This window comes from Roseomonas gilardii, assembly GCF_001941945.1.
GTDB lineage: Bacteria > Pseudomonadota > Alphaproteobacteria > Acetobacterales > Acetobacteraceae > Roseomonas.
In genome coordinates this window covers 2,899,300-2,922,531 of the sequence record NZ_CP015583.1, presented here as the reverse complement: position 1 = coordinate 2,922,531, position 23,232 = coordinate 2,899,300, and the positions used below count along the sequence as shown (strand labels likewise).

Annotated in this window: 17 protein-coding genes; 4 read left to right on the top strand and 13 right to left on the bottom strand. The window is 71.8% G+C overall.

The window, feature by feature from the left end; translation table 11 throughout:
* Nucleotides 1–15: 15 nt before the first annotated feature.
* On the top strand, nucleotides 16–3,666 hold the full coding sequence (locus RGI145_RS13390; RefSeq protein ID WP_075798751.1) for a hydantoinase B/oxoprolinase family protein: 3,651 nt from the start codon (nucleotides 16–18) through the stop codon (nucleotides 3,664–3,666).
* A 29-nt stretch (nucleotides 3,667–3,695) separates the two neighbouring features.
* Complete coding sequence (locus tag RGI145_RS13385) at nucleotides 3,696–6,938, top strand: AsmA family protein (protein ID WP_075798750.1); 3,243 nt, start codon at nucleotides 3,696–3,698, stop codon at nucleotides 6,936–6,938.
* Between the two features lie 4 nt (nucleotides 6,939–6,942).
* Here RGI145_RS13385 and RGI145_RS13380 read toward each other — a convergent pair whose 3' ends face one another.
* Together RGI145_RS13380 and RGI145_RS13375 are read right to left on the bottom strand one after the other, a co-directional pair.
* Nucleotides 6,943–7,209 carry a hypothetical protein gene (locus tag RGI145_RS13380; RefSeq protein ID WP_037225244.1) on the bottom strand — a complete coding sequence of 89 codons (267 nt, stop codon included), beginning with the start codon at nucleotides 7,207–7,209 and terminating at the stop codon, nucleotides 6,943–6,945.
* An 81-nt stretch (nucleotides 7,210–7,290) separates the two neighbouring features.
* Nucleotides 7,291–8,403 (bottom strand): NAD(P)/FAD-dependent oxidoreductase, encoded by a 1,113-nt coding sequence (locus RGI145_RS13375; protein ID WP_075798749.1) that lies wholly within the window; start codon nucleotides 8,401–8,403, stop codon nucleotides 7,291–7,293.
* 275 nt (nucleotides 8,404–8,678) lie between these two features.
* Between RGI145_RS13375 and RGI145_RS13370 the strand changes: the two genes are divergently transcribed.
* Entirely contained in the window at nucleotides 8,679–9,563 is an 885-nt protein-coding gene (locus RGI145_RS13370) for a class I SAM-dependent methyltransferase (RefSeq protein WP_075798748.1), read from the top strand.
* A gap of 10 nt (nucleotides 9,564–9,573) precedes the next feature.
* Here the strand turns inward: RGI145_RS13370 and RGI145_RS13365 are convergent, their stop codons facing one another.
* From RGI145_RS13365 to RGI145_RS13350, 4 genes are all read right to left on the bottom strand, one after another.
* The gene (locus RGI145_RS13365; protein ID WP_156878533.1) at nucleotides 9,574–10,152 is read right to left on the bottom strand and encodes a hypothetical protein; all 579 of its coding nucleotides are present in this window, start codon (nucleotides 10,150–10,152) and stop codon (nucleotides 9,574–9,576) included.
* Nucleotides 10,153–10,344: 192 nt separating this feature from the next.
* Nucleotides 10,345–11,958 (bottom strand): ABC transporter substrate-binding protein, encoded by a 1,614-nt coding sequence (locus tag RGI145_RS13360; RefSeq protein WP_075798746.1) that lies wholly within the window; start codon nucleotides 11,956–11,958, stop codon nucleotides 10,345–10,347.
* Nucleotides 11,959–12,179: 221 nt separating this feature from the next.
* Nucleotides 12,180–13,085, bottom strand: a complete 906-nt coding sequence (locus tag RGI145_RS13355; RefSeq protein ID WP_075798745.1) for an SDR family oxidoreductase — start codon at nucleotides 13,083–13,085, stop codon at nucleotides 12,180–12,182.
* Nucleotides 13,086–13,358: 273 nt separating this feature from the next.
* Nucleotides 13,359–14,570 carry an NADP-dependent isocitrate dehydrogenase gene (locus tag RGI145_RS13350; protein WP_075798744.1) on the bottom strand — a complete coding sequence of 404 codons (1,212 nt, stop codon included), beginning with the start codon at nucleotides 14,568–14,570 and terminating at the stop codon, nucleotides 13,359–13,361.
* Between the two features lie 325 nt (nucleotides 14,571–14,895).
* On the opposite strand from RGI145_RS13350, the gene RGI145_RS13345 reads away from it, so the two are divergent.
* Nucleotides 14,896–15,453 (top strand): hypothetical protein, encoded by a 558-nt coding sequence (locus RGI145_RS13345; protein ID WP_075798743.1) that lies wholly within the window; start codon nucleotides 14,896–14,898, stop codon nucleotides 15,451–15,453.
* Nucleotides 15,454–15,520: 67 nt separating this feature from the next.
* Here the strand turns inward: RGI145_RS13345 and RGI145_RS13340 are convergent, their stop codons facing one another.
* The 7 genes from RGI145_RS13340 to RGI145_RS13310 form a co-directional block, all read right to left on the bottom strand.
* Complete coding sequence (locus RGI145_RS13340; RefSeq protein WP_075798742.1) at nucleotides 15,521–17,137, bottom strand: cisplatin damage response ATP-dependent DNA ligase; 1,617 nt, start codon at nucleotides 17,135–17,137, stop codon at nucleotides 15,521–15,523.
* On the bottom strand, nucleotides 17,134–18,267 hold the full coding sequence (locus RGI145_RS13335) for a ligase-associated DNA damage response exonuclease (RefSeq protein WP_075798741.1): 1,134 nt from the start codon (nucleotides 18,265–18,267) through the stop codon (nucleotides 17,134–17,136). Before RGI145_RS13335 ends, RGI145_RS13340 begins: the two co-directional genes overlap by 4 nt.
* Nucleotides 18,268–18,427: 160 nt before the next feature.
* A complete protein-coding gene (locus RGI145_RS13330) occupies nucleotides 18,428–18,928 on the bottom strand; it encodes a hypothetical protein (RefSeq protein WP_075798740.1) in 501 nt (166 codons plus the stop codon).
* Between the two features lie 106 nt (nucleotides 18,929–19,034).
* A complete protein-coding gene (locus RGI145_RS13325) occupies nucleotides 19,035–19,640 on the bottom strand; it encodes a transglycosylase SLT domain-containing protein (RefSeq protein ID WP_237183069.1) in 606 nt (201 codons plus the stop codon).
* Between the two features lie 256 nt (nucleotides 19,641–19,896).
* Nucleotides 19,897–20,658 (bottom strand): proteasome-type protease, encoded by a 762-nt coding sequence (locus tag RGI145_RS13320; protein WP_075798739.1) that lies wholly within the window; start codon nucleotides 20,656–20,658, stop codon nucleotides 19,897–19,899.
* 19 nt (nucleotides 20,659–20,677) lie between these two features.
* Nucleotides 20,678–21,607 carry an alpha-E domain-containing protein gene (locus tag RGI145_RS13315; protein WP_075798738.1) on the bottom strand — a complete coding sequence of 310 codons (930 nt, stop codon included), beginning with the start codon at nucleotides 21,605–21,607 and terminating at the stop codon, nucleotides 20,678–20,680.
* Nucleotides 21,607–23,193: a circularly permuted type 2 ATP-grasp protein gene (locus RGI145_RS13310; RefSeq protein WP_472508897.1), complete on the bottom strand. Its 1,587-nt coding sequence runs from the start codon at nucleotides 23,191–23,193 to the stop codon at nucleotides 21,607–21,609. The genes RGI145_RS13315 and RGI145_RS13310 overlap by 1 nt, the downstream gene beginning before the upstream one ends.
* Nucleotides 23,194–23,232 lie beyond the last annotated feature (39 nt).

Here is a 23,232-nt window from a genome sequence, read left to right as displayed (position 1 = left end):
GATAGGGATCTGGCGATGGCGGGCTGGCAGTTCTGGGTGGATCGCGGCGGGACCTTCACCGACATCGTGGCGCGCGACCCGGAAGGGCGGCTGAGCACGCGCAAGCTGCTCTCGGAAAACCCGGAGGCCTACCGGGACGCGGCGGTGGCGGGCATCCGCGCGATCCTCGGGCTGGCACCTGGCGAGGCGCTGCCGCCCGGCGCGGTCGAGGCGGTGAAGATGGGCACCACCGTCGCCACCAACGCGCTGCTGGAGCGCAAGGGCGAGCGTGTGCTGCTGATCCTGAACCGGGGCTTCGCCGACCTGCCGCGCATCGGCAACCAGGCGCGGCCGCGCCTCTTCGACCTGGATGTGCGCCTGCCCTCGCTGCTGCATGAGCGCGTGGCCGAGATCGGCGGCAGGCTCGACGCCGAGGGGCGGGAGATCGAGCCGCTGGACGAGGATGCGGCGCGGGCGGCGCTGCGGGCGGCGAGGGCGGACGGCATCCCCGCCGTGGCGGTGGCGCTGCTGCATGCCTGGGCCAGCCCGGAGCACGAGGAGCGCATCGGCGCCCTGGCGCGCGAGGAGGGCTTCGCCCAGGTCTCTCTGTCGCACCGGGCCTCGCCGCTGCCGCGCCTCGTGCCGCGCGCCGACACGGCGGTGGTGGATGCCTATCTCTCGCCGATCCTGCGCCGCTACGTGGCCCAGGTGGCGGGAGAGCTGAACCCGGACGGGCGGGCGGAGCGGGACCGCACCCGGCTCTCCTTCATGCGCTCCTCCGGCGGGCTGGCCGACGCGGCGGCCTTCGAGGGCAAGGACGCGATCCTGTCCGGCCCGGCGGGCGGCATCGTCGGCGCGGCGCGCACCGCCGCCATGGCGGGCTTCGACCGCATCATCGGCTTCGACATGGGCGGCACCAGCACGGATGTCGCGCTCTATGCGGGGCAGTTCGAGCGCGCCTTCGAGACCGAGGTGGCGGGCGTGCGGATGCGCGCGCCGATGATGGCGATCAACACCGTGGCGGCGGGCGGCGGCTCGCGGCTGGGCTTCGACGGCGCGCGCTTCCGCGTCGGGCCGGAAAGCGCGGGGGCGGTGCCGGGGCCGGCCTGCTACCGGCGCGGCGGGCCGCTCACCGTGACCGATGCGAATGTCATGACCGGCAAGGTGCAGCCGCGGCACTTCCCGGCGATCTTCGGGCCGGCGGGCGACCAGCCGCTGGACGATGCGGTGGTGCGGGAGAAGTTCTCGGCGCTGGCGGCGGAGATCGCGGCGGCCACGGGTGAGCCCGTGATGGACCCGCGCGCCGTGGCTGAGGGCTTCCTGCGCATCGCGGTGGCCAACATGGCGCATGCGATCCGGCAGGTGAGCATCCAGAAGGGGCACGACGCCGCGCGCTATGCGCTGCAGTGCTTCGGCGGCGCGGGCGGGCAGCATGCCTGCCTGGTGGCGGACGAACTGGGGATGGAGACGGTCTTCGTGCATCCCTTCGCCGGCGTGCTCTCGGCCTATGGCATGGGGCTGGCGGATGCCAGCGTGATCCGCGAGGCGGCGGTGGAGAGGCCGCTGGCGCCGGAGACCATGGCGGCGCTGGCGGAGCGGCTCGACGCGCTGGCGGAGGAAGGGCGGGCGGAGCTGCTGCGCCAGGGCAACGAGGTGGGGCGCCTGTCGGTGCAGCGGCGCCTGCACCTGCGCTATGCCGGGACGGATGCCTTCCTGCCGGTGGAGTTCGGGGAATACGGGGCGGTGCTGGCCGGCTTCACCGAGGCGCATCGCCGCCGCTTCGGCTTCGCCTCGCCCGAGCGGGAGGTGATCGTGGAGGCCTGCATCGCCGAGGCGATCGCGGCGGGCGAGCAGGTCGAGGAGCCGAGGCTCGCCGCCCGTGCCGCCGGGGAGGCGGTGCCGGTGATCGACGAGGTGTCGCTCTGGACGGGCGGGCGGGAGCACCGTGCCCCGGTGCTGGACCGCGAGGCGCTGCTGGCCGGCGACACGGTGCGCGGGCCGGCGCTGATCCGCGAAGCGAACGCGACCACGGTGGTGGAGCCCGGCTGGCAGGCCGAGGTGACGGCGCTGAACCACATGGTCATCCGCCGCGTCGAGCCGCGGGCGAATGCGGTGCTGGCGGATACGGGCCGGCCCGATCCGGTGATGCTGGAGCTGTTCGGCGCGCTGTTCATGAGCATCGCCGAGCAGACCGGCACGGTGCTGCAGAACACCTCGCTCTCGGTGAACATCAAGGAGCGGCTCGACTTCTCCTGCGCCATCTTCGATGCCGAGGGGCGGCTGGTGGCCAATGCGCCGCATGTGCCGGTGCATCTGGGTGCGATGGGGGAGAGCGTGCGGACGGTGATCCGCTCGCGCGGCGCCACGCTGCGCCCCGGCGATGTGGTGGCGCTGAACAACCCGTACAACGGCGGCACGCACCTGCCCGACGTCACGGTGATCACGCCGGTCTTCGGTGAGGCCACGGATGGAACGGCCGGCGAGATCCTGTTCTTCGTCGGCTCGCGCGGGCACCACGCGGATATCGGCGGGCTGACACCGGGCTCCACGCCGCCGGACTCCGCGACGCTGGAGGAGGAGGGGGTGGTGATCGACGACTTCCTCCTCGTCGAGCAGGGGCGCTTCCGCGAGGCGGAGTTCCGCGCGCTGCTGTCGGGCGCGAAATACCCCGCGCGCTCGCCGGACGTGAACGTCGCCGACATCAAGGCGCAGGTCGCGGCCAACGAGACCGGGGTGCAGGAGCTGCGCCGCGCCGTGCGCGAGCACGGGCTGGACACGGTGCGCGCCTATATGCGCCACGTGATGGACAATGCCGAGGAGAGCGTGCGCCGCGTGCTCGACCGGTTGGGCGACGGCGAGTTCGCCTATACGATGGATGACGGCTCGCCGCTGCGCGTCGCGGTGCGGGTGGACCGGGCGGCGCGGCGCGCGGTGGTGGACTTCACCGGCACGGGGCGGCAGCGCGGCGACAACTTCAACGCGCCGCCGGCGGTGACGCGGGCGGTGGTGCTGTATTGCTTCCGCTGCCTGGTGGGGGAGGAGATTCCGCTCAACGACGGTTGCCTCGTGCCCATCGGGATCGTGGTGCCGGAGGGCAGTTTCCTCTCGCCCTATCCGGGGGCCGCCGTCGTGGCCGGGAACACCGAGGTGTCGCAGGCCGTGGCCAATGCGCTGCTTGGCGCGCTGCGGGCCTGTGCCTGCGCTCAGGCGACGATGAACAACCTTCTGTTCGGCAATGCGCGCTACCAGTACTACGAGACGGTCTGCGGCGGAGTCGGCGCGGGTCCGGGCTTCGATGGGGCGAGCGCGGTGCAGACGCATATGACCAACACGCGCATGACGGATCCGGAGATCCTGGAGATGCGCTACCCGGTGCGGCTGGAGGAATTCTCCATCCGGCGCGGCTCGGGCGGCGCCGGGCGGTGGCATGGCGGCGACGGTTCGCGCCGGCGCATCCGTTTCCTGGAGCCGATGGAGGCGGTGATCGTCGCCTCCCGCCGCGAGGTCGCGCCGCACGGGATGGAGGGCGGCGCCCCGGGCGCGCCCGGCCGGCAATGGGTGGAGCGCCGGGACGGCCGGGTCGAGCCGATGCGCGGCTGCGACCGCGCGGCGCTGGAGGCCGGCGATATCCTCGGGCTTGAAACGCCGGGCGGTGGTGGCTGGGGTGACGGGAAGGGGAGGGGCTGAGCCCTGACGGGACGGGAGGACCTGCCGCGATGACCGCCCCGCGCCGCCTCGGCGCGGCGGCGGCGGTGCTGCTCGCCCTGGTGCTGGCCGGCCTGTGGTTCGCGCCGCGCCTGCTGGACTGGACCGCCTGGCGTGGCCAGCTCGCCAGCCTGGCGGCGCAGCGGCTGGGCATGGCGGTGACGCTGTCCGGGCCGGTGCACCTGACCCTGCTGCCGGAGCCGATGCTGGAGGCCGAGGGCGTCACGGTCGGCCTGCCGGAAGCCTCGCTCGGCTTCGGCGCGCGGGCGCTGAACCTGAAGCTGGATGGCTGGTCCCTGCTGGCGGGGCGCATGGCGCCGCGCGAACTCACCCTGGTCGGGGCGGATATCCGCCTGCCCTGGCCGCCGGTGCCGAGCTTCGCCTTCTCCGCCTCGCTGGCCTCCTTCCAGGCGGAGGTGGTGGACAGCCGCCTCACCATCGGCAGCATGGTCTTCGAGCGGGTGCGGGCGAAGCTCTCCGCCGGCTCCTATGCCGAGGCGATGCGCGCCACCGGCAGCTTCGTGCCCATGGAGGTCTGGGCCGGGCGGGAGGTGCGCTTCGATGCCACGCTGGGCCGGGCGGGCTTCGACGGCACCATGCCGCTGGACCTGACGCTGTCCTCCGGCGGCACCACGCTCGCGACGCGCGGCGCCCTGCCGCCCGAGGGCGGGCTGGAGGGGCGCATCGAGGCCTCCGGGCCGGATCTCTCGCTGATGCTGCCGGGGCCGCCGGGGCCCTTCCGGGCGCAGGGGCGGCTTTCCGCCTCAGCCGACCTGATCATCGCGGACGGGCTGGATCTCGACTTCAACGGCAACCCGGCGCGCGGCGCGATGACGCTGCGGCTGCGGCCGCAGCCCCGGCTGGACCTGTCGCTGGCGGCCGGGCGGCTGAACCTCGATCCCTGGCAGAACAGCCTGCGCGCCGGCGGCGGCCTGCCCTTCGGCCTGGATTTCTCGGTGGAGGCGGCGACCCTGCGCGGCGTGCCGCTGCGGCGCCTGCGCGCCTCCGTCTTCCGCGAGGGGGACCGGCTGAGTCTGACCGATGCCTCCGCCGTCCTGCCGGGCGAGACGCAGGTGACGATGAACGGTGCCACCGCCGGCAGGCGGCTGGAAGCGCTGCTGGATTTTCGCAGTGAGGAACTGCGGGCGACGCTGGCGGCGCTGGGCTGGCCGTTGCCGAGCCTGGCGCCGGACCGGCTGCAACATGCGGATGGCCGTGCCCGGCTGGTGATCGAGGACGGGCAGGTGGCGGTTCCGGAGCTGAGCGCCACGGTGGACGGCACGCGCCTTTCCGGCGCGGGCGTGTTCCGCCAGGGGCTGGCATCGCCGCCGGGGCCGGGCGCCACCGCCGGCCAGGACGGGGCGGCCCAGCCCGGGAGCGGCCCGGGTGGGGGAGGCCAGACCGCGGGCGGCACGGCCGGAGGCTCCCAGGGGGCTCCCCAAGGTGCTCCCCAGGGGGGAGCGGGCGGCAGAAGCGGTGTGGGCCAGGGGGTAGGTCAGGGAGCGGGCGCGGGGCCGGGTGGCGGAACACAGACCCAGGCGAATGCGCCCACGGCCACCGCGCCCCAGCCGGCCGGGACCCCGGCTGCCGGCGTCCAGGCAGGGACCGGACAGGCCGCACCCACCACGGCCACCGCCACTCCGGGGACGGGGGCCGCGGTGACACCCGCCGGCGGCGTGGTCCAGGCGGTGGGCACGCAGCGGCCTTCCTTCGGTCTCGGGGTGACGCTGGACCGTCTCGACCTGGACGGGCTCCTGGCACCGGGGCGGAGCTGGGAGGCGCTGTCCGCCGAGCTGGGCGGCTTCGACGCCAATCTGCGCCTGGCCGCCGACCGGGTGCGGCTGCGCGGGGTGACGGCGGAACGCGCCGGGCTCGACGCGGCGCTGGAGGCCGGGCGGCTGACCCTGCGCCAGTTCACCGGCCGGGTGGCGGGGGCGGATGTCACGGCTTCCGGCGTGGCGATGCTGGGCGCGCAGCCGCGCCTGTCGGACCTGATGCTGGAGGTGGCGGCACCGGACCCGCGCCCGCTCTTCGCGGCGCTGCCCGGCAACTGGCCGGATGGGACGCGGCTGGCCGGGGCGCCGCTGACGCTGCGCCTTTCCGGCGGCGGCCCGCTGGATGCGCTGGGCCTGCGGCTGGAGGGCGACTGGTCCGACCTGCGGCTCGACAGCAGCGGGGTGCTGGACCTGCCGGAACGGAAGCTGGCCGGGAACGTGACCCTGCGGCATCCGGGGGTGCCGCGGCTGGTGCGTGACCTCACCGGCTGGGAAGGCGCAGAGGGCTGGCTGGGCCAGGGCTCCATGTCGCTGATCGCGAATGTGACCGCCGGGCCGCGCGGCGTGTCCAGCGACCGCTTCGACCTGGTGGCGGGCACGCTGCGCACGGGCGGTCAGCTTTCCCTGGCTTTCGCGGGCAGCGAGGCGGGGGCCGCGCGCCCGCGCCTGACCGGCCGCCTCATGGCGGAGGACCTGCCCCTGCCGGCGCCGGTGCTCGATGCGCGCCCTCTGCCGCTGGACCCGCTGCGGCTGCTGGACCTGGATGTGGCCGTGGCCGCCGGCCGGATCGGCCCCTGGGGCGGCCCCCTGCTGGAGGACAGCGAAAGCACGGTGCGGCTGCTGGACGGCCTGTTGGAAGTGGATGTCGTGCGCGGCCGGCTGCGGGGCGGCGACGCCTCGGGGCGCCTGACGCTGCGGGCGGCGGAGGACGTTCCACGGCTGGAACTCCAGGGGCGCATCGCCGGCGGCGCGCTGGAGGGGGCGCTGACGGGTTGGCCACTCGACTTGCGTGACGGGGAGGGGGACGCGGTCTTACGCCTGTCCGCCCAGGGCCGCAGCCCCTCGGCGATGCTGGCCACGCTGGGCGGCGAAGGCAGCCTGGAATGGCGCCAGGGTGTGTTGCTGGGGATCGACGGCGCGGCGGCACTCGCGGCGGCACGCATGCCGGGCACCCAGGCGGAGGCGAGGCTGCGTCAGGCGCTGTCCGGGGGCGAGACACCTTTCGATCGCCTGACCATGGCCTTGCAGCTACAGGACGGACGCGCCCGGATCACCTCGGGCGAGATCACAGCCGCGGATCTGCTGCTCGGCCTGGGGGGCGAGATCGACCTGACGCGGCGGATGCTGGACCTGGGCCTGAGCCTCCGCATCCCGGACGGACCGGAGGTACGGCTAAGGCTGGCCGGCCCGGACGCCGCGCCGAAGCGGGTGCCGGAACTCACGCCCTGGCTGCTCTGGCGGGCGGAGCAGGGGCTGTAGGCGCCTACTCCTCCTCGCGCTCGATCATCCGCCGGCCACGGATGGGGGAGATATCTACCGGACCGCCGAGGGCCTGGGCCAACTCGCTGCTATCCCCGGCCTGGTACTCGCCCGGCGAAACCGGCTCCGCGGCGGTTCCGGCGGCGGGATCGTCGCCCCGGTCCTTGGCCTTGCGGCCATGGGCCTGCCGGCGGATCGTCGGGTCCTGCTGGATCGGGTCGTCCGTGGGGAAGGGGCGGTCCTCACGGTTGGCGAACTTCTCGTCGATCATCTGCGGGTTCTCCCAACCTTCCAGCCCGGGAAACGCAGGGGCGGCGAGACGGGTTTCCCCGCGGCGACTCGGCAGGGAGGATCAGCGGCGCAGCGGATCGTAGGGGTCCAGCGGGATCTCGGTCCGGCCGGTCAGGATGAGCTGTGCCAGCAGGGCGCCGGCATAGGGGCCCATGGTCAGCCCGCCCGCGCCGAGCCCGTTGGCGATGACGAGGCCCTCCAGCCCCGGCACCCGGCCGAGCAGGGGCCGGATATCCGGCCCCATGGGGCGGAAGCCGATCCGCATCTCATGCAAGGTGGCGTCGGCGAGGCCGGGGGCGACGCCCAGCGCGTTGTCCAGCACCTGCCGGATGCCGGCGGCGGTGAAGCGGTGGTCGAAGCCCGAGCCGGTCTCGCGCGTCGCGCCGACCACGACGCGGCTGTCGTCGAAGGCCAGCAGGTAATGGCTGCTCATCGGCAGCAGCACCGGCCAGTGGCGCGTGTCCACTCCCGGCAGGCGCAGGTGCAGGATCTGGCCGCGCTGCGGCTGCACCGCGAGTTCCAGCCCCAGCGGAGCCAGCAGCGGCGGCGCCCAGGCCCCGGCGGCGAGCACGACCTCGTCCGCCTCAAGCACCATGCCGTTCTCCAGCGTCACGCCGCGCACGGCGCCGTCCCGGGCCTGCAGCGCCGCCACGGGAAAGCGGTGGACCTGCGCCCCATGCCGCTCCGCGGCGCGCAGCATGGCGGTGGCGAGCAGCCGCCCATCCACCCGGGCCGCGCCCCCGACATGCAGGGCGGCGAGGCCGGGGCGCAGCGGCGGGAAGAGGGCGCGCGCTTCCTCCGGCATCAGGCGCGTGACCTCCCCGGCCTCGGGGGCCTCCTCGGCGCGGATGCGGGTGCGGGCCTCGGTCTCGTCCAGGTCGCCCTCGTCGCCGGGCACGCAGAGTGCGCCGACGCGGCGGTAGCTGAGCTGGGTCTCGCCGTCCTCGGCCAGCCGCTCCACCAGCGTGGGATAGTAGCGCGCCCCGCCGCCCGAGAGCCGGTACCAGTCCGGATCGGTGACGCGGGAGGCCCAGGGGCAGATGATGCCGGCGCCCGCCGCGGTGGCGCGGCCCTCCACCATGGGGTCGAGGAGGACCACTTCGGCACCCTCCCGCGCCGCGTGATAGGCCAGGCTGGAGCCCAGGATGCCAGCCCCGACGACGATCACGCGCATAGCGGTACTCCACGATCCGGATGGCCCGGCGGCGGGGCCCTAAATGGGTGGAAGCCGCCCTTGCGCGGAGGATACCGCCTCGGTCCATCCCTTGATACGGAGCGAAACAAACTTGGTGAGCGGCGATGCCGATGACGGTAACCTGGGGTGTGCCGCCGTGGGAGGGCATCGTCCGGGAGCGTGGAGCCGTTTCCCCTGCGCAGGGGCAGGACATTCGCGGTGAACGCCCGTGAGACGGAATGCCCAGGCCCGCCGGCAGGAGGGACCGGGCCATCATGGCGTCTCATGCGTCGCCAGGACAGGATGGGCCAAGCCAGGATGGACCAAGCCAGGATGGACCTGGGCAGGACAGCCTGGCCCGGCACTGGCGGGAACTGCGCGATCATCCGCTGCGCAAGCTGCGGCGACTCTATCGCTGGGCGGAGTTCCACCTCCGCCCGGCCGCGAGCGAGGCGGCGCTGGTGGGCGAGGCGAATGCCTTCTGGAACTCGCCGGACACGGTGAACCGGGAACAGTACTCGCACTGGCGCGGCGTCGGGGTCTTCGCGGATGACGAACGCTGGCTGGCGCTCGGGCGGCAGAATCTGGCCCTGTACCAGCAGTTCGCGCGGATGGCCGGGACCGGACCGCCGCGGCGGATCCTGGAATGGGGCTGCGGAGGCGGCGCCAACGCGGTGCATTTCGCGCCGCTCGGCGCCACTTATATCGGCGTGGACATCGTGCCCGAGAGCCTGGACGAGTGCGGCCGGCAGCTCGCGGCGATGGGCCATGGCGGCTTCCACCCCGTGCTCGCCGATCCGGCAGCCCCGGAATCCGTTCCGGGGAAGGTGCCCGAACCCTGCGACCTGTTCCTGTGCACCTATGTGTTCGAGTTGCTGCCCTCCGCCGATTACGGGCTGCGGGTCCTGGCGGTCGCGCGGCAGCTCCTGCGGCCCGGCGGCATCGCCATGATCCAGATCCGCTACAGCCGGCATTCCTGGACGTCGCGGGCGAAGCGCTTCGCCTATCGGCGCCACGTCGCGAACATGACCACCTATCCGGTCGATGTCTTCTGGATGGAGGCGGAGGCGAGGGGCTTCGTGCCGCTGGCGGTCAGGCTCGTACCGAGCGAGCCGCTCAACGGCAACACGAACTACGCCTATTTCCTGTTGGGCGGCTGACCGCGCCCGGTCAGGCAGGGCGCGTGATGTCGGGGACCTGCGGCACCGGCTCGGAATGCAGGATCAGCATCTCGGCGGGCTGCGAGGCCGGGGCCAGCACCGCGATTTCCTCCGCCTCGTCGGGATGGGTCGTGATCCCCAGGGCGGCGACCAGCATGGCGGCGAGGATCACGCTGCTGGCGAAGGGGCTGGCCAGGCGTGGCGATGCGTGCCCCGCCTGGCTCCGCCGCAGGCCGAGGGCGAAGAGCGACAGGAAGCCGGCGCAGAGGGTCATGGTCAGGCCGACGGCATGGGCGCGGCCCGGGAAGGGGAGGGTGGCACCCTCCCGTCCCGTCCGGGCGCGATGACGCCTCTCGGCGAGCGTGATCTCGCAGTCGCAGGCGATCGAGGCGAGGCGGATCCGGAGGGCGGCGGCGCGGCCCATATCGGCTTCGATCCGACGCAGTGCCAGGAAGGGGTTGCCGGTGCCGGCGACGGTGCGGACCGTGCGTGACACCTGCCGGGCTGTCTCGCTTCCCTGGCCATGTGCCACGGCGCGGGAAATCTCAGGCAGGAAATGGACGGCGACCAGCAACAACGAAGAATTCATGCTTTTGATCCTTCCCCCGCCGCCGATGTTACGATGCTGGCTTTATTTTACAAGACCGGATCAAAAAGAGGAAATGAACGAGGGATCGGCCAACAAACTGCGATGAAATAAATCTAGAGTTGTATACTTGCGATGATTTGCAATCGAAAAGCCGGCACCAGGGGAGGAGCCGGAACGGCCCCTCCCCGGCGGTCAGGCGGAGCGCACGTCCATGGCCAGGGTCATCTCGCTGGCCCCGGCCGCATAGGTCAGGCCCTTCCGCGTCGCCCAGGCGTTGGTGAGGATGAAGAGCGGGATCAGCGCCACGTCGCCCATCGCCATGGCCACGCCCTTCTGGATCAGGGCCTCGCGCTTCGCGTCGTCGATGGTGGACAGCGCCGCGACGGTCAGGGCGTCGAGTTCCGGGTTGGAATAGCGGCCATCATTGGAGGAACCACGGCCCTGCTCCCTGTTGTAGGTGCTGAGCACACTGTTCATGACGTTGCTGCCCTCGCCGGTGCTGCTGGACCAGCCCCAAAGGCACATGGAGTATTCCTGCCGCGTGGCGCGGGGAACATAGGCGCTCCAGGGCATGGCCTCGACGCGGGTCTGCACCCCGATCCGCGTCCACATCTGCGCCACCGCCTGCGCTGTCTCGGAATCGTTCGGATAGCGGTCGTTGGGCGTGCGGAGGGTGATGCGGAAACCCTCGGGAAAGCCGGCCTCCGTCAGGAGCTTCCGCGCCTCGTCCGGCGCATAGGGCGGCACCTTCACCTCGGGGGCATAGCCGAAGCTGCCCTGCGGCATCCACTGGCCGGTGGGGGTGGCCATGCCCTGCATCACCCGCTCGGCCAGGGCCTGGCGGTTGATGGCGATGTTCAGCGCCCGGCGCACCCGCAGGTCGAGGAGCGGGCTCTTGTCGAAGGGCTTGCCGTCCTTGGTCGTCACCTCGGGCGGGTTGGTGGCGTGCGAGAAGTCGGGGCCCAGGTAGATCAGGCGCAGGCCGGGCGCCGTCTCCACCGTCACCTGGGGCGAGCTGCGCAGGCGCGGCAGGTCGCCGGCCGGCGGCGTGTCGATGATGCCGACATCGCCGGACAGCAGCGCCGCGACGCGGGCGCCGGGATTGGTGATCTGCCGCAGGGTCACCTGGGTCCATTCCGGCTTCTGGCCCCAGTATTCCTCGTTGCGGACCATCTCCAGCCGGTCTCCGGGCACGTAGCGGACGAACTTGTAGGGGCCGGTGCCGATGGCCGCCTTGCCGCTGTTGTACTGGTCCGTGGTCGCGCCCTCGCCGACATGGCGGGAAACGATATGGACCTGCAGCAACTGGCGCGGCAGCAGCGGCGCCGGGCCCTTGGTGGTGACGCGCAGCGTCAGCGGGTCGGGTGCCTTCGCCTCGGCGATGGAGGAGAGGTAGGGCCCCAGGCCGCCGGGGCTGTTGGGCACGTCCCGGGCGCGGGCGAAGGTGAAGATCGCGTCGTCGGCCGTGAAATCCCGCCCGTCATGCCACTTCACACCGGGGCGGAGCTTGAACTCCCACTCGGTCTCCGAGACCGGCGCCCAGGACAGGGCCAGGCCGGGGATCGGGTTGCCCTGGCGGTCGCGTTCCATCAGGCGGCTGAAGATGTGGTTCGCGACGGTGTGGTTCGGCGTCGCGGAGAAGAAATGCGGGTCGATCGAGTTGATCGCGCCGCCGATGGCGATGACCAGCGGCTTGCCCTCGCCGGGGGCGGCGCCCGAGGCGCCTCCTTGGGCCAGGGCGTGGCGGGCGAGGAGCGGGGAACCCAGAAGGGCAAGGGAGGCGGAAGCGAGGTCGCGGCGCTTCATGGGGCAATCATCCTGGGCTCGGAAGGGCCGCCCGGCCGGGCGGCGCAGGACGCGCACAGTGCCACGCTTTGACAGGGAGGAAAGGGGGCGGGGCGGCGGTTCTTCCCCGGTGGCGACGGCGCCGGCTGCATCCGGGAGAGCGCGACGGCGGCGGCGATGCCTCCGGAGGGCTGCCGCGACCGGCGGCGGCCCTCCGGGGTGGCCCTTTGGGGCGGCCCGGGTCAGAAAGGCGTGCTGCCGCCCGTGGCGCCGATCACCTCGCCGGTCATGTAGCTGCCTTCCTGCGAGGCCAGCAGCACATAGGCGGCGGCGAGCTCGGCCGGCTGGCCGGGGCGGCCGAAGGCGGTCTGGCCGCCGAACTCCTCGATCTTCTCCTGCGGCTGGCCGCCGGAGGGCTGCAGCGGCGTCCAGAAGGGGCCGGGGGCCACGGCGTTCACGCGGATGCCCTTCTCCGCCACCTGCTTCGCCAGGGCCTTGGTGAAGTTCATGATCGCGGCCTTGGTGGGGGCATAGTCCAGCAGCGAGGAAGAGGGGTTCATCGCCTGGATCGAGGTCGTGTTGATGATGGCGGCCCCGGGCGGCATGTGCGGCAGCGCGGCCTTGGTGATCCAGAACATCGCATAGACGTTGGTGCGGAAGGTGGCGTCGAACTGCTCGGTCGTCAGGTCGGCGATGGCCTTCACCGCGGTCTGCTTGCCCGCGTTGTTCACGAGGATGTCCAGCCCGCCGAGCTGCGCGACCGCGTCGGAAACCAGCTTCCCGCAGAACGCCTCATCCGATACGTCGCCCGGCAGGAGCACGGCCTTGCGGCCGGCGGCCTCGATCTGCTTCGCCACCTCGCGCGCATCCGCCTCCTCGCTGGGCAGGTAGCCGAGTGCGACATCGGCGCCCTCCCGCGCGAAGGCGATGGCGGCGGCACGGCCGATGCCGGAATCGGCGCCGGTGATCAGCGCCTTGCGGTCCGGCAGGCGGCCGCTGCCGCGATAGCTGTTCTCGCCATGGTCGGGCATCGGCTCCATGCGGCGGACCTCGCCGGGCGCGTCCTGCGGCTGCCGCGGGAAGGGCGGGCGGGGATACTGCTGGCGCGGGTCGCGCATCGCGTAGGGATCGTTGCCGTCCTGGCTCATGAGCGGGTCGTCCTTTTCCGGAAGGGGCGCGGGCCGGCCCTGGCTGGCAGGGGGAGCCTGCTGCGGGCCCGATGGGGCGGCCGCGCCGTCGGGGCATGAACGGCCGGCGGCCCGCCCTGTTGCCGCGGGATCGGGCGAAGGCGGGAAAGGGGAGCGATTCTGACCCGATTGTGAGGCGCGGGCCGCGATCCCGTCCGGCAACCTGCCCCGGAACGGAAAAAGGGCGGACGCCCGGAGGCGCCCGCCCTTCCTGTTCCGGCGAAGTGGGCCGGATCAGCCCATCTTCTTCTGCAGGTTCTCGTCCAGCTTGGCGAGGAAGGCCTGGGTGTTCAGCCAGGGCTGGTCCTTGCCGATCAGGATGGCGAGGTCCTTGGTCATGTAGCCGGATTCCACCGTCTCGACGCAGACCTGCTCCAGCGCGTTGGCGAAGTCCACCAGGTCCTGCGTGCCGTCGAAGCGGCCGCGATAGGCGAGGCCGCGCGTCCAGGCGAAGATCGAGGCGATCGGGTTGGTGGAGGTGTCGCGGCCCTTCTGGTGCTCGCGGAAATGGCGCGTCACCGTGCCGTGCGCGGCCTCGGACTCCACGGTGTTGCCGTCCGGCGCCAGCAGCACCGAGGTCATCAGGCCGAGCGAGCCGAAGCCCTGCGCCACGATGTCGGACTCCACGTCGCCGTCGTAGTTCTTGCAGGCCCAGACATAGCCGCCTTCCCACTTCAGCGCGGCGGCGACCATGTCGTCGATCAGGCGGTGCTCGTAGGTCAGGCCGCGCTTGTCGAACTCGGCCTTGAACTCGTTCTCGAAGATCGACTGGAACGTGTCCTTGAAGGTGCCGTCATAGGCCTTCAGGATCGTGTTCTTGGTCGAGAGATAGACCGGGAAGTTGCGCGCCAGGCCGTAGTTGAAGGAGGCGCGGGCGAAGCCCTCGATCGAGGAGCCGAGGTTGTGCTGCATCATCGCGACGCCCGTTCCCTTGAACGGGAAGTCGCCGATCTCCTGCGGCTCGCCGCCCTCGGGCGTGTAGGTCATGGTGACCTTGCCGGGGCCGGGCACCTTCATCTCGACGGCGCGGTAGATGTCGCCATAGGCATGGCGGCCGACCACGATCGGCTTGCTCCAGTGCGGCACCAGGCGGGGCACGTTCTGGCAGATGATCGGCTCGCGGAAGATGGTGCCGTCGAGGATGTTGCGGATGGTCCCGTTCGGGGAGCGCCACATCTTCTTCAGGCCGAACTCCTTCACCCGCGCCTCGTCCGGGGTGATGGTCGCGCACTTCACGCCCACGCCGTACTGCTTGATGGCGTTGGCGGCATCCACCGTCACCTGGTCATCGGTCTGGTCGCGGTACTCGATGCCGAGGTCGTAGTACTTCAGGTCGATGTCGAGATAGGGGAGGATCAGGCGGTCCTTGATGAACCCCCAGATGATGCGGGTCATCTCATCCCCGTCGAGCTCGACGACGGGGTTCTTCACCTTGATCTTGGCCATTGCGGATCCTCTCCGGCAGCGGGTTCGGGCCGCCCTGGGGCGGGGCACGGCACGGGGCCGCGGCCTGCCGGGGGGCGGGAGGGTGGCGCGGACATTCGCATCGGGTCCGCCCCGGGGCAAGGCCCCCATGGGATATGGCAGGCGCCGTTCGCGGATATGGCAGGCGGTCCCGTCATCCGGCCGCCATGCCATGACCATGGGCCGAAACTGACGGCGCGGGCCGGCCGTTTCCCCCGGCATGTGGCAGGGGCCGCGCGGGACACCATCCGCCGCCCCGGCCGGAAACGCCCGGACCGCCGGGAAATGACCCAGGGGAGACACCAGCATGGCCCGTATCGTGTCGGGATTGTTCGACCGGCGTGAGGATGTCGAACTGGTCATCGAGCATCTGGTGCAGCAGGACGGGGTGGACCGCCGCCGCATCGCCGTGCACGCCGCCGACGGGGCGGATGCGGCGGAGGAGGAAGGCTTCTGGGCCTCGCTGCGCCATCTCTTCATGCCGGACGAGGAACGCCACGCCTATTCGGAAGGAATCCGCCGTGGCGGCATCGTGCTCACCGCCGAGCTGGAGGATGCGGAGGCCGACCATGCCATGGCGGTGTTGCGCGACCATGGCGCGGCGGACCTGGAGGACCGCCGCCGCGAATGGCGTGGCGCGGGCTGGCAGGACTACGTGCCGCAGGGCGAGACGGGCGGGCTCTCGCCGGCAGAGATGGCGGCCCTGGCTGCCGCCACCGCTGGAACGCCGGACCCGGCCGACCTGGGTGCACCCACGGGACGCGAAGGCCGCGAGGACGAGGATATCGAGGGAACGGCGGCACTGAACCCGCTGACCGGAACGCGCGTGCCGCTGGTGGTGGAAAAGAAGAGCGGGCTGCGCTGATACGCATCCACGGGGCCGCGTGCCGGGGGCCCCGGCACGCTCCGGATACGCCCGGGCGGGGCGTGGATCAGTCCACCGCCTCGGCCCGGTTCTCCACCATGGCCAGCAGCGTTTCCAGCCGGTCCGCCTCCACGGCCGGCTTGTCCCGCCGGATGCGGGCGATGCGGGGGAAGCGCATGGCGACGCCGGAGCGGTGCCGCCCCGAAAGCTGTGCGGCGTCGAAGATGACCTCCAGGACGAGCGCCTTCTCCACCTCCCGCACCGGGCCGAAGCGGCCGGTGGTGTGCTCGCGGATCCAGCGGTCGAGCCAGACCAGCTCCTGGTCCGTGTAGCCGGAATAGGCCTTGCCGACGGGCACCAGCTCCTCCGTCCCGTCCTCCGCGACGCGCCAGAGGCCGAACGTGTAATCCGAGTAGTAGCTCGACCGCTTGCCATGCCCGCGCTGGGCATACATCAGCACGGCATCCACGGTGAGCGGCGCGCGCTTCCACTTCCACCACAGCCCCTTCACGCGGCCGGCGACATAGGGGCTGTCGGCACGCTTGAGCATCAGCCCCTCGATCGAGGCGGCGCGCGCGCCCTCGCGCAGTTCGGCCAGATGGCGCAGGGAGGAGAAGGCAACCAGCGGCGAAAGATCCATGCCCGGCGGCCGGTGCCGCGTGAACCATTGCTCCAGCCGGTCGCGCCGGGTGCCGAAGGGCAGGGGGCGCAGGTCCTCCTCGCCATCCACGAGCAGGTCGTAGAGCCGTATGGCGACCGGGAAGTCGCGCTGCATCTTCGGCGTGATCACCTTGCGGTTCAGCCGCTGTTGCAGGTCGGCGAAGGGGGCGACGGTGCCGTCGCGCACCACCAGAAGCTCGCCATCCAGCGTGGCGTGGAAAGGGAGGTTCTCCAGCAGTTCCGGAAAGGCACCCGAGACATCCTCGCCGGTGCGCGACCAGAGCCGCACGCCGCCCGGGCTGGCGGCGAGCTGCACGCGGATGCCGTCCCATTTCCATTCGGCGCGCCAGTCCTCCGGCGCGGCCTCGATGGCGCCGAGATCGGCTTCCTCCAGCGGATGGGCGAGCATCAGCGGGCGGAAGACCGGGGCGTCCCGAGGGTCCGGCCTCGGCTCGCGCCCTTCCAGCCAGCGGAAGATCGGGATGTAGGGCGGGGCGACGCCGTGCCAGACCTCTTCGATCTCCTCCACGCCCCTGCCGGCCCATTCGGCCAGCGCCACGCGGGCGAGGCGGGCGCTGACGCCGACCCGCAGGGCGCCCGTGACGAGCTTGATCAGGGCGAAGCGACCGTTGCTGTCGAGGCTGTCGAGCCAGGTCTCGATGAGGCGCGGCACCTCGGCGCGGGTGGCGAGTTCCAGCCCCTCCACCACCTCGCTCAGCATCGGCGGCGGCGCGTTGGTGCCGGCCTTCTCCGGCCAGATCAGCGCGACCGTCTCCGCGAAATCGCCGACATAGTCCTGCGACAAGGCAAGGAGCACGGGATCGGTGCGCTCCGCCACCAGGGCGCGGATCACCGAGGGCTTGGCGGCGCTGAAGACCAGTTCCCCGGTCAGGGCGGCGAGGCCGACGCCGCGCTCGGGATCGGGCTGCTCGTCGAACCAGCGGCGGATCAGGGCGAGCTTGGCGAGGCGGCCGGGGGTGAAGACCAGGCGCTCCAGCAGTTCCGCGAAGGCAGGCAGGCTCATCGGGCCACATCCCCGGGCGAGGCATCCGCGCCGAAGCCGCCACCCGCGGGCAGTGGAGCTGTCTCCGGCGGGACCGCTTCCGGGGTGCCTTCCAACGGCGTGCCGTCCTCCGGCGGGGCGGCCTCCGGAGCGTCGTCATCCTCCTCGCGGCCGATCAGGTGCAGGGCGCGGCCCCGCACGCCGCGCAGCGACAGGGCGTGGATCAGCGCGTCGTCCCGCCCATGGGTGACCCAGACCTCGGGGGCCTGGACCTCCGTGCAGGTGGCCAGCAGCTCGTCCCAGTCGGCATGGTCGCTGACGATCAACGGCAGCTCCACGCCGCGCAGCCGGGCGCGCTGGCGCACCGTCATCCAGCCCGAGGCGGCGCAGGTCACCGGATCGGCCATGCGGCGCGACCAGGGCGTGGCCTCGGCCGAAGGGGGTGCCAGCACGATCTCGCCGGCCAGGATCGGCGGATGGCCGCGCTTGAGCCCCTTGGGCACCGGCTCCAGCGGGCCGAGCGGGATGCCCAGGCGCTCGTAGAGGGCGCAGAGGTTCCACAGCGCGCCATGCAGGTGGATGGGCCGGTCGTAGCCCGCCTGCCGCAGCAGGGCGATGATCCGCTGCGTCTTGCCCAGCGCATAGGCGCCGACGACATGGGCGCGTTCCGGGAAAAGGGCGAGGCTCTTCAGCAGCCGGGCGATCTCGTGCGAGGCGTCCGGATGGCGGAAGACCGGCAGGGCGAAGGTGGCCTCGGTGACGAAGACGTCGCAGGTCACCGGCTCGAAGCCCGCGCAGGTCGGATCGTGGCGGCGCTTGTAGTCGCCGGAGACGACGATGCGGCTGCCCCGCCATTCCAGCACGATCTGCGCCGAGCCCAGCACATGACCGGCCGGGACCAGGGTGACGCGCACGCCGCGATGGGTCAGGGACTCGCCATAGCCCAGCGCCTGCTGCTCGCGTCCCGCATTCCCCTCGCCGAAGCGGGATTCCATGATCGCCAGGGTTTCCGGCGTGGCAAGCACGGCACCATGGCCGGGGCGCGCATGGTCGGCATGGCCGTGGCTGACCACCGCGCGGGGGACGGGGCGTGACGGGTCGATATGGAAATCGCCGGGCTCGCAATAGAGGCCCAGCGGGGTGACGCGCATCCAGCTTTCGGGGTGGGGTGGGGAATTCACGCGGCGGCCCGTCCTGGCAGAGAGGGGACAACGCCACAGCGGGCCGGGCGATGCCAGGAGGAAGGGAGGGCCGGGGCGCGGTCGCGTCCGGCGGGAGGCCGGAACGAGGCCGCGATGCGCGAAGGCGGCCCTATCCCGGCCGGACCGTCGCCGCCTCCCGGACGGGGGTCAGCAGCCCCGCCTTCTGCGCCAGCCAGTGCGCCTTGTCGGCATCGCCGACCATCACCACCCCGGTGGCCGGGTCCTCCAGCCCTCGCAGCCGGTAGAACTGCAGGTTGCGGCGGAAGCCCTTCGGCTGGTCGGGCAGGGTCTGCAGGCTGCCGATCCGGAGGCCCTTGTTGTCGTGATGGCCGAAGAGCCGCCCTATCCGCGCTTCCACCACATCCACGGCCCCGGAGGGGCGCGCATAGTGCAGCACCACGGGCAGTTCGAGATGGTCGGCCAGAAGCGTGCCCTGGGGCTCGGAATCGTCGAAAGGCGTCGCGGTCGCGCGCAGGCGGCCACCGGAGACCATGCCGCCCTGGCCATCGGCTTTCAGCGTGATCGGGCGGCGGATCCGCAAACCCAGCAGCGCCAGCCAGCCGAGCACGAAGGCGCCGAAGAGCGACAGGATCCAACTGGAATCATGCATTCGGGTATCTTGCCCATTCCAGGTTGTCTGGAAGGGCATGATTAACACTTTATGCGGGAAAATCCTTGGTGGTTTTCGTAATCTTCCCGCAAGGCGGCCGGGGGGTTCAGCGATCCCCTGCCTCGGCCACCTCCAGCAGCGCCGCGCCGCTGCGGCGGTCCCGGGCGAAACGCGTGCCGCACTGCTCCCGCTCCAGCAGGCGGGAGGCCGGGTTGGCCACCTGCAGCTTCGCCTGGACGCGGCAGACCAGCTCGTCCCGGGTGCGGGGGCTGCCGCCGTTCCAGGCCCGGATCGCATCGCCCCAGTCGCCGGTTCCGTCATACTTGGCCCGCAGGTGGCGGGCCGCCCAGTCGGTGGCGCGGGCCGGGTCGAGCGGCCAGTCGGAGCGCGCGGCATGGACCCGGGCATTCACCTGCACGCAGCCGGCCATGATGGACTGGCTGGGGCGGGCGCCGGCCACGAGGCGCCGGGCAGCCTCCGAGGTGTCGGGAAAATAGGAACGGCCGCCGATGTTCAGCGCATAGGCGTGCAGCCCGGATTCCGCCAGCGCCACCGCCACCAGCAGCCCTTCGGGGAGGCCGTTCCGGGCCTCCGCCGCCCGCGCCGCCGAGAGGCAGGCGGCGCGCGGGCTGCCTTCCGAACGCTCCTCGGCCTCCGCCCGTGCCGGGCGCGTGTGCCTGGTCTCCGCCGGCCTGGCCTGGGCAGCCGGCATGGCCAACAGCAATCCGCTGGCGAGCATCAGCGCGCCGCGGGCTGTCAGGCCGCTGCATCGTGGGGCCAGGGATCGTCCCTTGATCCTGGCGTGATGGGCGCTCCGCGGCATACCGCTCGGGAACGCCGCGTCTCGTCGCCGGCGCGGAGGCGTCGGCTGGCTGCTCGCGGGCGTCATCACCTTCCGCCCTAGCAGCCAGAGGTTGCGAAACAAAGAAGAAAAGATGCCACCCGCCCGGCGCCGTCCAGGCGGCGCCTCAGACCGGGATGGGCGGCGGCTCGCCGGTCGGAAGCCAGTCCGGCACCGGCAGGCTGGCATAGGTGTCGCGCAGCCGGTTGGACCAGTTCTCGCGCAGGGCGCGGAAATAGGGGTCGTCCTCGGTGATCCGGCGTTGCAGCCCGATCCGCAGGCTGCCCTCCGTATAGACCAGGAGGTCCAGCGGCAGGCCGACGGTGAGGTTGGAGCGCAGCGTGTCGTCCATGCTGATCAGGGTCAGCTTGATGCCATCCACCAGCCCCGTCTCGTGGGTCAGCACCCGGTCCAGCATCGGCTTGCCGTACTTGGTTTCGCCGATCTGAAGGAAGGGCGTGTCGGGCGTGGCCTCGACGAAGTTGCCGGCGGCATAGACGAGGTAGAGCCGCATCGGCCCGCCCGCGATCTGACCGCCCAGCATCAGGGAGACGGAGAAGCCGACCCGGTGCGCCGACAGGCTCGGCCCGTCGGTCGCATAGATGGCGCGGACGGCGGCGCCGACGAGCTGCACCGCCTGGAACATGGAGGAGACGGTGAGCAGGGTCTGGCGCTGGCCCTCCAGGAAGACGCCTTCCTGCAGCCGGTTCCAGACCGCCTGGGTGATGGCGAGGTTGCCGGAGGACAGCAGGCAGAGCACGCGCTCCCCCGGCACGCTGACCGCGTAGTTCTTGCAGAAGGTGGCGATGTTATCGACGCCCGCATTGGTGCGGGTGTCCGAGAGCATGACCAGCCCCTGGCGGAGGAAAAGCCCGACGCAATAGGTCATGCTCCCACCCCTCCCTGGATCAGCCGTTGAGGAAGCAGCGGCTGATCTCGGCGCCGAGGCGGGTGTGCTCGTTGATCGCCGCGGTCAGGAAGCCGTGCAGGCCGGGGGTCAGGATGTCGGCGACCGGCCGGCCGCTGACCCGCGCGAGCAGGCCCGAGGAGATGGTGCGGCAATCGCCGCAGATCAGCGTCTCCTCCGCCTCGATATCCGCCAGCGTGCGGTCGAGCCGCATGTAGCAGAAGCGCAGCGAGCGCGGCATCTCCCGCCGCAGCAGCAGGAGCTCGGCGACGCGGGAGGGCTCGATCCGCGAGCGGTACATGTACTGGTAGGCGCGCAGCGCGGAAAGGGAGCGCAGTACCGCCTGGCATTGCAGGTGGTACTCCGGATGCTGCGGGCCGAAGAGGATATGGCGCGTGTCCAGCAGCCGCGCGGTGTTGTCGGCGCGTTCCAGCATGGTGCCGAGATGGGTGAAGCGCCAGGCATCGTCGCGCAGCATGGTGTCCGCCGCGGCGCCGTTGAAGGCCAGGGTGCGGGACTTCACCCAGTCCAGGAAGCCCGGGAGCTGGTCGTCCTGCACCGCGTCGGAGCCCAGGCGGTGCAGCGCGATCCAGGTGTCGTTCACCGCCTCCCACATGTCCACGGTCAGCGCCGTGCGCACGGTGCGGGCGTTGCGCCGCGCGGCTTCCAGGCAGGAGGCGATGGAGGAGGGGTTGCCGGTGTCGAGGGTGAGCCACTCCACCGCGGCGCGGCCGGAGCATTCCTCGTAGCGGCCGCGGAAGCTGGTGTCGGTGCCGGAGGCGACGAGGAGGTGCCGCCATTCGCCGTCCTCCCCGTCCATGGTGGTGAGCGAGGCCATGCGCAGGCTGGAGGCGAGCGCCCGGGCGAGGTTGCCGGCGCGCTCGTTGTAGCGGGCGAGCCAGAAGAGGCTGTCGGCGGTGCGGGCGAGCATCAGGCCTGGTCCTCCGTCGCGCCCGGAGGAGGGGGCTGAGGCGCGGGCGGTGGCGAAAGCGGCGGCATCGGCGCCATGGACTGCGTCATCCCGCCCCCCGGGCCACCCATCGACTGGGTCATGCCGCGCGGCCCCATCTGCTGGACCATGCGGTCCTCGACCACCCAGGTGTCCTTGGTGCCCCCGCCCTGGGAGGAATTGACCACCAGCGAGCCCTCGCGCAGTGCCACGCGGGTCAGGCCGCCGGGCACCATGCGGACCTCCCTGCCCATCAGGACGAAGGGGCGGAGATCGACATGGCGGGGGGCGAGCTGGCCATCCTCCGTCACCGTCGGAACGGTGGAAAGGGCGAGCGTCGGCTGGGCGATGTAGTCCTCGGGCCGGGCGCGGATTCGCGCGGCGAAGTCCTCGCGCTCCGCCTCGGTCGCATGCGGGCCGACCAGCATGCCATAGCCGCCGGAGCCGCGGGCGAGCTTGACCACCAGCTTGTCCAGGTTGGTCAGCACATGCGCGCGGTCATCGTCGCGGGAGCACATGAAGGTCTGCACGTTCTGCAGGATCGGCTCCTCGTTCAGGTAGAAGCGGATCATCTCCGGCACATAGGGATAGACGGCCTTGTCATCGGCGACCCCGGCGCCGGGGGCATTGGCCAGCGCCACCGTGCCGGCGCGGTAGGCACGCATCAGCCCCGGCACGCCCAGCGCGCTGTCGGGGCGGAAGACCTCCGGGTCGATCCACTCGTCGTCCACGCGGCGGTAGATCACGTCCACCCGCTGCGGCCCGGCGGTGGTGCGCATGAAGACCGTGTCGTCCTTCACGAAGAGGTCGTGGCCCTCGACCAGCTCCACGCCCATCTCGTCGGCCAGGAAGGAGTGCTCGTAATAGGCGCTGTTGTAGGGGCCGGGGGTGAGCACCACCACGGTCGGGCTGTCGCCGGCTCCCTCCGGGGCGATGGCCTTGAGCGTTTCCAGCAGTTCCTCGGGGTAATGGCTCACCGGCGCGATGCGGTGCGCGGCGCAGAGCTGCGGCAGGAGGCGCATCATCGCCTCCCGGTTCTCCAGCATGTAGGAGACGCCGGAGGGGATGCGGCAGTTGTCCTCCAGCACGAAGAAGGCATCGGGCCCGGTGCGCACGAGGTCGATGCCCGAGATCACCGTCCAGACCCCGGCGGGCGGGGTGAATCCCGTCATCTCCTTCCGGTAGCCCTCGTTCTCCAGCACCAGCGCGGAGGGGATCACCCCTTCCTCCAGGATGCGCTGCCCGTTGTAGACATCCTGCAGGAAGGCGTTCAGCGCCTTCACCCGCTGCTCCAGCCCGGCCGCGAGCCGGTCCCATTCGGCACGGGCGAGGATGCGCGGCAGGACGTCGAAGGGGATCAGCCGCTCGGGGTCGCCGCCGTCCGAATAGACGGCGAAGGTGACGCCGATCCGGCGGAACAGCACCTCGGCTTCCCGTCTCTTGGCGTCCAGGGCTGCGAGCCCATGCTTGTCGAGGTAGCGAGCCAGGCCCGCATAGGGCGGCCTGATCTCCCCGTCAGCGTTCATTTCGTCGAAGGCTTTGGCGACCATGGTATGAGCGTACAGCAAGGCACGTGCCGGAAAAGTGGGACGGTGCGGGTTCCTGGG

Bases quoted from the DNA above. Each gene is read 5' to 3' on its own strand.
- RGI145_RS13390 (WP_075798751.1), top strand. From the start codon at position 16: ATGGCGGGCTGGCAGTTCTGGGTGGATCGCGGCGGGACCTTCACCGAC.
- RGI145_RS13385 (WP_075798750.1), top strand. From the start codon at position 3,696: ATGACCGCCCCGCGCCGCCTCGGCGCGGCGGCGGCGGTGCTGCTCGCC.
- RGI145_RS13380 (WP_037225244.1), bottom strand. From the start codon at position 7,209: ATGATCGACGAGAAGTTCGCCAACCGTGAGGACCGCCCCTTCCCCACG.
- RGI145_RS13375 (WP_075798749.1), bottom strand. From the start codon at position 8,403: ATGCGCGTGATCGTCGTCGGGGCTGGCATCCTGGGCTCCAGCCTGGCC.
- RGI145_RS13370 (WP_075798748.1), top strand. From the start codon at position 8,679: ATGGCGTCTCATGCGTCGCCAGGACAGGATGGGCCAAGCCAGGATGGA.
- RGI145_RS13365 (WP_156878533.1), bottom strand. From the start codon at position 10,152: ATGAATTCTTCGTTGTTGCTGGTCGCCGTCCATTTCCTGCCTGAGATT.
- RGI145_RS13360 (WP_075798746.1), bottom strand. From the start codon at position 11,958: ATGAAGCGCCGCGACCTCGCTTCCGCCTCCCTTGCCCTTCTGGGTTCC.
- RGI145_RS13355 (WP_075798745.1), bottom strand. From the start codon at position 13,085: ATGAGCCAGGACGGCAACGATCCCTACGCGATGCGCGACCCGCGCCAG.
- RGI145_RS13350 (WP_075798744.1), bottom strand. From the start codon at position 14,570: ATGGCCAAGATCAAGGTGAAGAACCCCGTCGTCGAGCTCGACGGGGAT.
- RGI145_RS13345 (WP_075798743.1), top strand. From the start codon at position 14,896: ATGGCCCGTATCGTGTCGGGATTGTTCGACCGGCGTGAGGATGTCGAA.
- RGI145_RS13340 (WP_075798742.1), bottom strand. From the start codon at position 17,137: ATGAGCCTGCCTGCCTTCGCGGAACTGCTGGAGCGCCTGGTCTTCACC.
- RGI145_RS13335 (WP_075798741.1), bottom strand. From the start codon at position 18,267: ATGCGCGTCACCCCGCTGGGCCTCTATTGCGAGCCCGGCGATTTCCAT.
- RGI145_RS13330 (WP_075798740.1), bottom strand. From the start codon at position 18,928: ATGCATGATTCCAGTTGGATCCTGTCGCTCTTCGGCGCCTTCGTGCTC.
- RGI145_RS13325 (WP_237183069.1), bottom strand. From the start codon at position 19,640: ATGCCGGCTGCCCAGGCCAGGCCGGCGGAGACCAGGCACACGCGCCCG.
- RGI145_RS13320 (WP_075798739.1), bottom strand. From the start codon at position 20,658: ATGACCTATTGCGTCGGGCTTTTCCTCCGCCAGGGGCTGGTCATGCTC.
- RGI145_RS13315 (WP_075798738.1), bottom strand. From the start codon at position 21,607: ATGCTCGCCCGCACCGCCGACAGCCTCTTCTGGCTCGCCCGCTACAAC.